The organism is Paenibacillus alkaliterrae, assembly GCF_021532375.1.
GTDB lineage: Bacteria > Bacillota > Bacilli > Paenibacillales > Paenibacillaceae > Pristimantibacillus > Pristimantibacillus alkaliterrae.
Window position 1 is genome coordinate 68375 of record NZ_JAKGAP010000017.1, and the last position, 11623, is coordinate 79997.

8 protein-coding genes are annotated in these 11623 nt (G+C 41.4%); all 8 read left to right on the forward strand.

The features are described 5' to 3' along the window. Nucleotides 1-171 precede the first annotated feature (171 nt). Nucleotides 172-1968, forward strand: a complete 1797-nt coding sequence (locus tag L1N85_RS09355) for a PAS domain-containing sensor histidine kinase (RefSeq protein WP_235237290.1) — start codon at nt 172-174, stop codon at nt 1966-1968. A gap of 158 nt (nt 1969-2126) precedes the next feature. Continuing rightward, nucleotides 2127-3710, forward strand: a complete 1584-nt coding sequence (locus L1N85_RS09360; protein WP_407946354.1) for a spore germination protein — start codon at nt 2127-2129, stop codon at nt 3708-3710. A 7-nt stretch (nt 3711-3717) separates the two neighbouring features. Then, nucleotides 3718-4884 (forward strand): Ger(x)C family spore germination protein, encoded by a 1167-nt coding sequence (locus L1N85_RS09365; protein ID WP_235237291.1) that lies wholly within the window; start codon nt 3718-3720, stop codon nt 4882-4884. A gap of 11 nt (nt 4885-4895) precedes the next feature. Then, nucleotides 4896-5141, forward strand: a complete 246-nt coding sequence (locus L1N85_RS09370) for a hypothetical protein (RefSeq protein WP_235237292.1) — start codon at nt 4896-4898, stop codon at nt 5139-5141. Then, entirely contained in the window at nt 5138-6241 is a 1104-nt protein-coding gene (locus L1N85_RS09375) for a GerAB/ArcD/ProY family transporter (protein WP_235237293.1), read from the forward strand. The genes L1N85_RS09370 and L1N85_RS09375 overlap by 4 nt, the downstream gene beginning before the upstream one ends. 155 nt (nt 6242-6396) lie before the next feature. After that, entirely contained in the window at nt 6397-8721 is a 2325-nt protein-coding gene (locus L1N85_RS09380; protein ID WP_235237294.1) for a helix-turn-helix domain-containing protein, read from the forward strand. A gap of 181 nt (nt 8722-8902) precedes the next feature. After that, entirely contained in the window at nt 8903-10498 is a 1596-nt protein-coding gene (locus tag L1N85_RS09385; protein WP_235237295.1) for an extracellular solute-binding protein, read from the forward strand. Nucleotides 10499-10647: 149 nt separating this feature from the next. Then, nucleotides 10648-11616, forward strand: a complete 969-nt coding sequence (locus L1N85_RS09390) for an ABC transporter permease (RefSeq protein ID WP_235237296.1) — start codon at nt 10648-10650, stop codon at nt 11614-11616. Nucleotides 11617-11623 lie beyond the last annotated feature (7 nt).

An 11623-nucleotide genomic window follows, 5' to 3' on the forward strand; every position in this document is an offset into this window, starting at 1 on the left:
TGATGGATAATATCAAAAAAAGGGGTGCGAACGACTAACGTTCATGCTCCTTTTTACTATTACCTCCTTTCATAGTTATGGACTCTAAAAATCATAGCCCCAAAGTATTGCAGGACTAATTACATGATGTGTCGAATATTGAAACACGTTTTATTAACAGTGAGGGATACTATGAGCTATAAACCTTGTGAAGATATTTTCCGTAACGCATTTGAATATTCGACTAACGGTGTAGCCATTGTTGCACTAAACGGACGTTGGCTGAAAGTTAACCGTTCATTTTGCAATATAACCGGCTATTCTGAAGAAGAACTGCTTTCATTAGATTTTCTATCCATTACCCATCCGGATGATCTCGAGCTCAGCAGAAAATATGTATTGGAACTGATGAACGGACAGATTTCTTTCTTTCAAACGGAGAAACGGTACATACATAAACTTGGACATACGGTGTGGGTTATGCTAAGCAGTAATCTACATTATGATGACGCGAACAACCCGCTCTATTTTATATCTCAATTTGCAGATATTACGAGGTACAAATGTACGACTGAACGAAAGGTAATGGAACAGCAATACAGGTCGCTTTTTGAATACCATCCCGATGCCATCATTTCCTGTGATCTCAATGGTCGTATCTTTAGCTGTAATCAGGCTTGCGAAAAAATAACAGGTTATCGTAAGGAAGAACTTCTTTATGAATGGGTTGGAAACTTTTTTGCAAAAGACGAATGGGATAAATCGGCTGCGCACTTTCGAGACACGGCAGATTTAAAACCGAAACAGTTTGATATCGGAGCTATCCATAAAACCGGGAACCGAATTGATTTCAACATGACAAGTGTACCCCTTGTCGTAAATAATGATATCGTCGGTCACCATTTGATCATAAAAGATATGACGGAACAGAAGCAAGCCGAAACGGTGCTTCGTGAAAACGATCAACGTTATCGTCAGCTCATTAAACTTTTGCCTGAACCAATCGCCGTGCACAGCGAGGGGATATTCGTCTATATAAATGATGCGGGGATCAGACTTGTTGGAGCGGCGAGTCAGGAGGAGCTTGTCGGACAATCGATATTTGACTTCATCCATCCCGACTTTCATCATCAAGCGGCAAATAATATCAAGCAAGTAACGATGGGGAGTACAATTGGTTTTTCAGGATATAAGTTCATTCGTATGAACGGGGAAGTGATAGAGGTTGAAGCCTGCAGCACAAAAGTGAACGAATACATGGGAAGATCCGTTATCCAAACCGTAATCAGAGATATTACGGAGCGCAAGCGAACGGAAGAACTGCTGAGAAAATCGGATAAGCTTTCTGCTGTCGGTCAACTGGCAGCGGGAGTTGCGCATGAAATTCGAAATCCGCTGACGGCAATAAAAGGGTTTGTTCAACTGCTGCAATCCAGAACTAATGAAAATAGAGATTACTTTGACATTATGTTGTCGGAGCTTGAACGTATCAACTACATCGTCAGTGAGTTTATGCTCCTGGCTAAACCTGCCCAGGTCATCCATTTTGAACAAAGAGATATCCGAAAGCTGATCCATAATATCTTATCCCTTCTGGATACCCAGGCCATTATGAATAACGTCCAAATCCAAACGGAAATCGATCCGGATATCCAGTCTATCATGTGTGAAGAAAATCAACTCAAGCAAGTATTCGTGAATGTGATTAAAAATGCAATCGAAGCGATGCCAAACGGAGGGCTGCTCGTCATCCAAGTCAGGCACAAAAACAAGAGTGATATCTTGATCCGTTTTATTGACCAGGGATGCGGCATTCCAAAAGAAAGGCTTCCGAAGTTGGGCGAGCCCTTTTACAGCACAAAAGAAAAAGGAACCGGACTAGGACTCATGATGTGTTTTAAAATCGTTGAAGACCATCATGGCCATATACAAATTAAAAGCAAACCTGGCAAGGGAACGATGTTTGATATTATTTTGCCTGGGGAATAAAGGCTCCAACTCCTCTAAAAGAAAGGGATACGTTTACTTAAACGTATCCCTTTCTTTTGTTTATCCAATCTCCTTCATGTCAATAATGATATTTGTATCAGGGCATGGTTTAGTTCGAAACATACATTACTGGAAAAATGACAAAGTGAGGCGTGCACATGGAGCAGGGCGGATCCCTCGGGGGAACAAGCGGTAAAAACTCTTCGGCGAGTACGACTTTACATAATCAGAAGACCGGAAACAACGGCGGCGAAAAAAAACCGATATCGAAAATTCTTGAGGTCAACCGGCAGCAAATAATGGATAACTTCAAAGATTGTTACGACTTTGTATTCCTGCCGTGGAGGTATGGTCCTGAACTCGGGAATGAGGCTTTTTCCGTCTATTTTGATACATTAATTGAAGATAATAAGATTAATTACATGAAATCCTCGCTGCAGGATCTGGTGAGCCATGAAATAGGACAGGGTACCGAGGTTACACCTGAGATCTTCATGCGCTTTTTTGAAAAACATGGCGTCTCAAGTCAAACCGCGATGCTTATCGATGATTTTGATACAGCCGTCGTAAATCTTTTGAACGGCAATCTCGTCATTTTCATAGACGGATGGGATAAAGTGCTGAGCTTTCAGGCCATTGGCGTCCAAACCAGACAAATCACCGAACCGGTCAATGAAGCGGTTGTTTACGGTCCCCGGGAAAGCTCGGTAGAAAACCTGAAAAAAAATATCGGTCTAATCCGGATACGCATTAAATCTCCTCGATTTAAACTGGAATCCTTATTGGGAGGCGGAGAGAGCCAAACGGAAGTCGTTTACGGTTACATTGACGGCTGTGTAAATCCGGAAACATTGGCTGAATTTAAAAGACGAATCGGCACCGTCAAGGATAAGGAAATACTGGAGGTCGCTTATGTTGAAGAACTTATTGAGGATTCGACTTATTCTCCCTTTCCTCAATTCCGATATACCGAGCGGCCGGATGTAGTGGCAGCGGCATTAATTGACGGAAAGATCGTCGTACTCTGTCAAGGCTCCGGAATGATGATGCTTTGTCCCGGCTTGTTTATCGAGCTGCTGCAGTCAAGCGAAGACTATTATCAGCGGTCCATCATTGCATCGTTAACCAGGATCTTGCGGTTAATGGCGGTTATCATTGCACTTACGCTGCCGAGCATTTATATCGCCTTAACCACGTATCATCCCGAATTGATTCCGTCGGTTCTTCTGCTGGCGATTGTCGATGCTCGGGAAGGAATTCCGTTTCCGGCTTTTTTTGAAGCGCTGATCATGGAGTTCTTCTTTGAACTGCTGCGGGAAGCAGGGGTAAGGCTTCCCCGGCCGGTCGGATCCGCTGTAAGCATCGTCGGCGCGCTGGTCATCGGAGAAGCGGCGATCGCAGCCGGGATCGCCTCTCCGATCATGGTCGTTCTAGTAGCCTTGACGGGGATTGCCTCCTTTACCGTTCCGCAGTATAACGCGGCCATCGCATTTCGTCTCTTGCGATTTCCGCTAATGGTCATTGCCGCTCTTCTGGGAGGATTCGGGCTCTTGTTCGGCTTGCTCTTCATCTTGCTGCACCTGGTTACCTTGCGCTCGCTCGGCCAGCCTTATTTAGCTCCAGTCGCTCCGCTCAGGCCGCGGCAGCTGCTTGATGTGCTGATTCGCGCTCCTATAAAGCACCTCTTGCGCTCGCCGCGTAACCGGCATATGCATATGCCGGTTACGCGAAAGAAAGGATGACGAGACGATGAGAAGGTTGCATCTGAAGCTGCTTTTGATTGCTCTGGTTACCCTTTCTTCAACGGGATGCTGGAACAAATTGGAGCTTCCCGAAAGAAGCTTCATTATGTCTTTAGGAATTGACGAGGGCAGGAATGGCAATATTCGACTGACGGCACAGTTATATAAACCGAACCCCGGATTAAAAGAAAGGGGAGGGGACGAGTCGTTCTTCAACGTTCAATCCGAGGACGAATCGATGTTCGAGACCGTGCGCGACCTGACTCTCCATATGGGGCGCAAAGTCCATTGGAGCCATCTGCGTATCATTGTCATTGGGGAGGAGTTCGCAAAGAAGAGAGGGCTCGAAGAAGTTCTCGATTTTTTTTATCGCAATCAAGAGCTCCGCCTTACTTCTTACGTCCATATTGCCAAAGGAAAGGCTGGCAAATACATGAGTACGAAGCCGCTGATCGAGAATACGCTCGGCCAGCAGCTGCTGACCATTCAAGAAGTAGCTTACAAATATTCCGGAAAGACGGCGAATGTGACCCTGCTTGATCTCGGATTTCAGCTGAAGGGGCAAGTCGATGATGCGATGATCCCTTACCTCTACCGAAGTAAAAAAATAACATACACAACTCCGGTTGCGGGGGCCGCCCTTCTCAAAAAAGGAAAAATGATAGGGAAGCTGTCTTCCAAGGATATGGAAAGCGTCTTGATGCTGCGCGATGAGTATAAACGAGGAGTTTTCGAAATCCCCTGCTTGAACCAAGGGAATGGCAAATCGAAAAGGTATGAAACGGTTCAAATTATTTCATCGAGCACCCAGCTTTCTCCTGAGATCAAGCAGAGGTCTGTCACGGTGAAAGCGTCCATAACGATTGAAGGTACCATCACCGAGCTCAAGTGTTCCAAAATAACGACGAGCGAAGAGGAAATACAATTCATCAATCAAATAAAAGAATTCGTCGAGCAAGAAATGCTGAAATCGTTTGAGGAGCTGAAGAAGAAAAAAGCCGATGTCATTAACCTCGGCAATCTGATATACCGCAGACATCCCGCGTTATGGAAAAGCATGAAGGAAGACTGGCACGAGATTTTTGCTAATAGTCAGTTACAGATTCATACAGATGTAAAAATTATCAATACCGGGACGACCGTCGGCAAATCTGTTTTGTCTAAAGAAAAATAGGAGGGATACCCGTGCTGGAGAAAATTTTCGTTCTATTTGTCATGTTTGTGCTCATATTAGCTTATGACGTCCCGAGGCTCAAACTGAAGCAGAAGCGTGAACGGCTGGCTTACGGGGGGCTGATGCTTATCGCTCTCTATTTCAGTGTGGACTATGTATCCAACATCGATATGCCGAAGCTGCATATGGTTGTCACTCTGTTGTTATCCGATACGGCGGAGCAGATATTCGGATATTTAAAGGCGGGAGTTTCTTGACAAATCGCGAATCCATCACTGCGGGACAAATGTCCCTCTTATTTTTCACGTTCATGACAGGGTCGTCCATTATCAATATTCCGGCACCGCTAATCGCTTTCGCCAAAAACGATGCGTGGCTGTCACTAATTATTTCAGGCACGATAGGAGGGCTTTTACTAAGCTGTGTCCTTTATCTGAATAAGCAATACCCCGGCTTAACTTTTGTCGAATACAGCCGTAAGGCGGTCGGCACGTGGATCACCTACCTCCTATCGATTCCTTTCGTGTCCTTTCTGTTCCATATGTGTGCCGGTATCGTAATCGACGTCGACTTGTTTATGACCAGCTCTTTAATGGACGAAACGCCTATGTATATCTTTTCCTTTATTGTGCTGTTAGCTGCCGCAATTACCGCGCAGGCCGGTATCGAAGCCATGGCCAGAATGTTTATTATCATCATCACGGTCATGCTTTGCTTCGTTGTAATCATCTTCTTATTAGCGCTTCCCGACTATCATCCGGATCAACTGCTGCCCATTATGCCGCAAGGAATCAAACCCGTGCTGCATGGCGCGTATTTTTCTTACGGGTTCCCTTACGCAGAGGTGATCGTGTTTGTCATGCTGCTGTCGTTTGTCCGCAAAACAAACAGCAAAGAGCTGAACAAGTCCATGTATATGGCATTGGTCATGAACGGTGTCATTTTAATCATATCAGTCGTATGCACGATTATGATGTTCGGCCCTATGGCAGGTGAAAGAAAATACTCCCTGTATCAGTTTGCGCGCATTATCCAGGCTGTCGATATCATCGAAAGAATCGAATCCATCATCGCGATGGCCTTAATCGCAGGATCATACATGAAAGCTACGATTACCTTGTATGCGCTGACGTTAGCCATGTCGCAACTGCTGCGTTTACGCGATAACCGGATCCTCATGTTTCCTATTGCTTTGATTATCGTGCTGCTCACCCTATTGTTATCCGAAGGCATGACCAAATGGGAAGAAACGGTAGCGACGATACACCCGCTTTATGTGTCGATATCGTATGTGTTTCCTGTGCTGCTGCTAACACTGGTCACCTGGATCAAATCCAAAGGAAAGCAATCAAGCTAAGAGAGAGAAGAGTTTCGGTATAAAACTCTTCTCTCTTTTTTTTGTACGGACATATAAATCGCTTAACTTCAGCTCCATACTGTTGCAGCTAATGCGCTGTTGTTATAATACAAATATGATTTATTCTGAAATAGGCTCTTATAGGGGGAATGTCAATGGGATTCAAAAAGTATAATCGTAAAAGTGTTTTTGTAGCTCTATTATTGTCCTTTATCTTGATTCTATTATTTCCTGTAACGGTAAATGGGATTCTTTACAACCGAATGGAATCTGTTATTAAAGAAAATGCCAACCGTAATAATTATGCTTTGTTAAAGCAAACAAGCCAAGTAGTGGATAATCAGCTTCATGTAGTAACCCAATTGTCGGCACAAATATCGTTTAATCCAAAACTGCAGCTCTTATTAAATTCAAAATTTTTAGCTAATCAAGAAAGTGTATATAAGTACGTAAACTTTATGAATGATTTAGAAAATTATAGAGTTTTAAATGATTTTATCCATGATTATTATGTTTTTATTTCAGATAAAGATATGATCATTTCCTCATCGGCAAAAACGGACGCTCAAACGTTTTACCGCTCTTTTTATCGTTATGAAGACATGGATTATGAGCAGTGGAGAGATCGTTTTTTTGAAGTTAACCAACTCTATTCATACCTTCCTTCTTCAAACGTCTTCACTGGAATGTCCTCAACTCCTGAACGTATGATCACATATTTACAGCCTTTGCCATATGGAGAAACAAAACATCCTGAAGGCTATTTGGCTATTTTGATTCACGAACAACAAATTAAAGAGATGCTGCAAAACATTGAATGGGCAAACCGCGGCGATATTTATATTTTAGACAAGGATAACCGTAAAATAATGACGACTGCTGAAAAAGAGCTTTCATTGGATAGCATGGATTTACGGCTTACCGGCAACAGTGGTTTGCTGGAACGTGAAGTTGACCAACAAGATATGATGGTGTCTTATATCATTTCAAAAGAAACCGGATGGAAATACATTTCAATTGTGCCGAAGTCATTATTTATGCAAAAAGTAAACGCCGTCAAAGCATGGGCGTTATCTTTACTAATCGTTTGTTTGATCGGCGGCTTAATTACATCTTATTTACTTGCTTATCGTCATTATGTTCCGGTCCGAGATCTTGTTCAATCCATTATAAAAAAACGGGATAAAAAGAGTGATCGCACTTTCAATGAATATCATCTTATTGAAGAAACGCTTTTAGTTAATTGGGATACAGAAAAAGAGCTAAGAGATGTTTTGACTGCACAGACGCCGAAAGTAAAAGCGAACTTTTTGTCTCGATTGATTCAAGGCTTTGTAGATCAATCAGCTTCAAATCGTGAATCATTGGAGTTTATGGATATTACATTTACTTCTGACGATTTTGCCGTTCTTGTTGTGGATGTTGATGACAGCAGTCACTTTGCAAAAGACGTATGTGAAAAGCAGTGGGCAATTATTAGATTTATTATAGAAAACGTGAGTGAAGAGCTGGCAAATGATCGCAATAACGGTTATAGTATTGAGCTCGACCGAAACCGGTTAGCTCTGTTAATAAATTTCAACAAAGAAAGAATGAGTAGTGCAAGAACGGATTTGGACACTATAGCCAACACGTTAAAAGAAATCATTGAAAAACGTTTTAGTATTTTCATAACAATCGGTATCGGTGAAATTTGCGAAGGTGTAGATAATGTTGGGAAATCTTACAGAGAAGCGCTGCAAGCTCTCGAGTATCGAATGATTAAAGGACAAAGCAAAATCATATACTTTCACGAGATTCGAGATGCAGAGCATCATTATTACTACCCGATCGAAATGGAATTACAGTTAATGAATTTTATTAAAACGGCCGACTTTGAGAATGCCGACAAAATTTTGGACAATGTATTTAAAATGAATTTTGAATCTCGCAATATATCTCTTGAACACGGGAAATGTCTCTTTTTTAATGTCATGAGCACGCTTATCAAAATATTAAATGACATTAATATAAATTATGAAAGTATTTTTGAAGATCAAGCAGACCCGGTTCAACAACTTGCGAACTGTCACACGGCCGAGGAAATGCATGCCAAAATGGAAGAAATATATAAATTGCTTTGTATGTATATGAAGTCGAATCGGAGCGACAACAATGTTCGTTTGTTGAGTTCTATTACCGACTATATTGATCAAAACTATGCTGACAGTATGTTGAGTTTGACTTCAATAGCGGATGAATTGAGCATTACACCTCAATATTTATCCTCATTCTTTAAAAAGAATAAAGGAGAGAACATAACGGATTACATTGCAAAAGCAAGATTAGAATATGCGAAAAATCTGCTTGCGGGCAAGAAGTTGACAATTTCAGAGATTGCAATAAAAATAGGTTACGCCAATGACATTGGATTAATACGCTTATTTAAAAAGTATGAAGGAATTACTCCAGGAAAATATAGAACAAATCTTAAAAATTGAAAGTTGATATTAAGGATTGAAAGTCTGAAATTTTAAATATGGATAGCGGATCAGTAGGTTGTACCATTCACTAATGAACGGTGTTATGCAAAGATAAATGCACAGGGGCAAACGAAGTCCAGTCCGATTTCGATTTGTTACCGATACGAAAATTTAAAATGAATTAGGGAGGTCAGTAGAAATGTGGAAAAGGGCAACGAAAAGATCCGCCATCGTAATGTCAATTTTATTATTGTTAATTGTAAGCGTTTTAATAGGGTGTAGAAGTTCAGAGGAAGTGGATAAACAACCAGGTGAATCTAATGACGAATCTCTCACCTCTTTATCGTATTTCACCATAAATAATAGACCTGACTCGTTAAAAAATTATAATGAAATGGCCGCGTATAAGAAGTTAGAGGAGATCACCGGAGTCAAAGTCGATTTCAAACATCCTGCCTCGGCTGAATCTACGCAGCAATTTAATTTGATGATGGCTGCAGGAGATTTACCTGATGTCATTGAATGGGGCTGGTCAGGGGTTGCTGGAGGTCCGGAAAAATATATTAAAGAAAAAAAGATCGTTAAATTAAACGACTATATCGACAAACATGCACCGAATTTGAAGAAAGTGTTAGACGAAAATCCGGAATGGAAAAAAATGATTATGACGGATGATGGAAGTATTTATTCATTTCCTTTCTTAAGACAAGATGAAGTCAATATGACGTTTTTCGGGCCTGTACTCAGGAAAGACTGGTTGGAAAAGCTCGGATTGGAAATGCCTGAAACGATCGATGATTGGCATACCGTTCTAACAGCTTTCAAGGAAAAAGATCCGAACGGAAACGGTAAAGCGGATGAAATTCCTTTATTAATTAATAAAGATAACTTCACTTTCAATGCTTTTGTAGGAGCATGGGGAATTACGAACGGTTTTTATCAAGTTGACGGCAAAGTGGAATACGGACCTATTCAGCCTCAGTATAAAGAATATTTGACTCTCATGAATGATTGGTATGAAGAAGGACTAATCGATCATGAATACATCGCGACCGACAGTAAACTTCAAGATGCTAAGGTGACTAACAATCAGCTTGGAGCGTTTATAGGGTATACGGGAAGCAGTATTATGCGCTATATGCAGCTAATGGCCGATAAAAACTCAGACTTTTCACTTACGGGCGCCACTTATCCTGTTCATAAGGAAGGAGAGGTTCCACCGTTTAATCAGGCGGAAAAAGCTTATAACGGTATTGGTGCAGCGATCACGACATCGAATGAAAATATTGAGGAAACCGTTAAATGGTTGGATTATAAGTACGGAGAGGAAGGACATATGCTCTTTAACTTCGGTATTGAAGGAGAAAGCTATGAGCTGGTTGAGGATTATCCGACATATACGGAGAAGATCATCAAAAATCCGGAAGGCGTATCGATGTCAGATGCTTTAGCGAAATATGTTCCGGCCGGTTGGAGTGGACCTTTCGTTCAAGCTAAGGCTTATGCAGAGCAGTATACGAGTATGCCGGAACAGCAAGAATCGATTAAAAATTGGAAAAAAGGCTCTAACGAAAGAGCCATGCCAATTGTAACACCAACCCAAGAGGATAGTACTGAATATGCATCAATCATGAACGATGTAGGAACGTATAAATCCGAGATGATCAATAAATTTATTACGGGTGAGGAACCGTTATCAAAATTTGACGAGTTCGCGGAAACAATTAAGGCTATGGGCATTGACAGAGCACTCGAAATCCAACAAGCCGCCTTAGAAAGATACAACAAACGATAAAGTGAAACTTCAATCAGTGAGAGGTTTGTTCACCCTCCACTGGGCTCTTACTGTCGATTATCCTCCACTTTTGGGACTGGAAAAGTGGGGGTTTTATCGGCAGTTAGTGCGGGATAATACGGACTATCACCTGAAATGAGGTTTTAGAAATGGAGACGTTGCGAACGGAGACAAGAGAAACAAAATCACCAGCGTTAAGTACGAATGAGACCTATTGGAAAAGGCTTGCAAAAGATCTTATACGCAATAAATACATTTACATTATGCTTCTTCCTGTGGTCATTTATTACCTCGTTTTTCATTACGGTCCGATGTACGGGGTACAGATTGCGTTTAAAAATTACAATACAACCGAAGGAATATGGGCTAGTCCATGGATCGGTTTTAATCATTTCGTCGAATTTTTTAACAGCTTTTATTTCTGGCGCTTAATAAAGAACACTTTTTTAATTAATTTTTACGAGCTGATTTTTGCCTTTCCGGCACCCATCATTTTAGCTTTATTATTAAATGAAATACGAAAAATGTGGTTTAAGCGTGTGGTACAGACGATTAGTTATTTGCCGCATTTTATATCGATCGTTGTCGTCGTCGGGATGCTTGTTGATTTTACGACTATAGACGGTTTGATCAATGCTATTCTAGTATCTTTCGGATTTGAGCCTATTTCGTTTTTTCAACAAGCCGACTGGTTTCGAACTGTTTATATAGGTTCCGGAATATGGCAGGGTATCGGATGGGGATCGATTATTTATCTTGCTGCGATGGCCAATATTAATCCAGCGCTTTATGAAGCAGCAAAAATTGACGGAGCCGGCCGCTTCAAGCAAGTGCTGCATATAACGATTCCAGGTATTGCGCCGATCATCATTATTTTGCTTATATTGCAAATGGGCTCTATGTTAAGTGTTGGATTTGAAAAAATCATTTTGATGTATAATCCGATGACGTATGAAACAGCTGACGTAATATCCACTTATGTGTATCGTAAAGGTATTTTGGAAGCAAGCTTTAGTTTCAGTGCCGCGGTTGGTTTATTTAACGCCGTCATTAATTTTACGCTGTTGATCTTAGCTAACCGAATAAGCAGGCGAGTCAGTGAAACTAGTTTATGGTAAGGGGAAT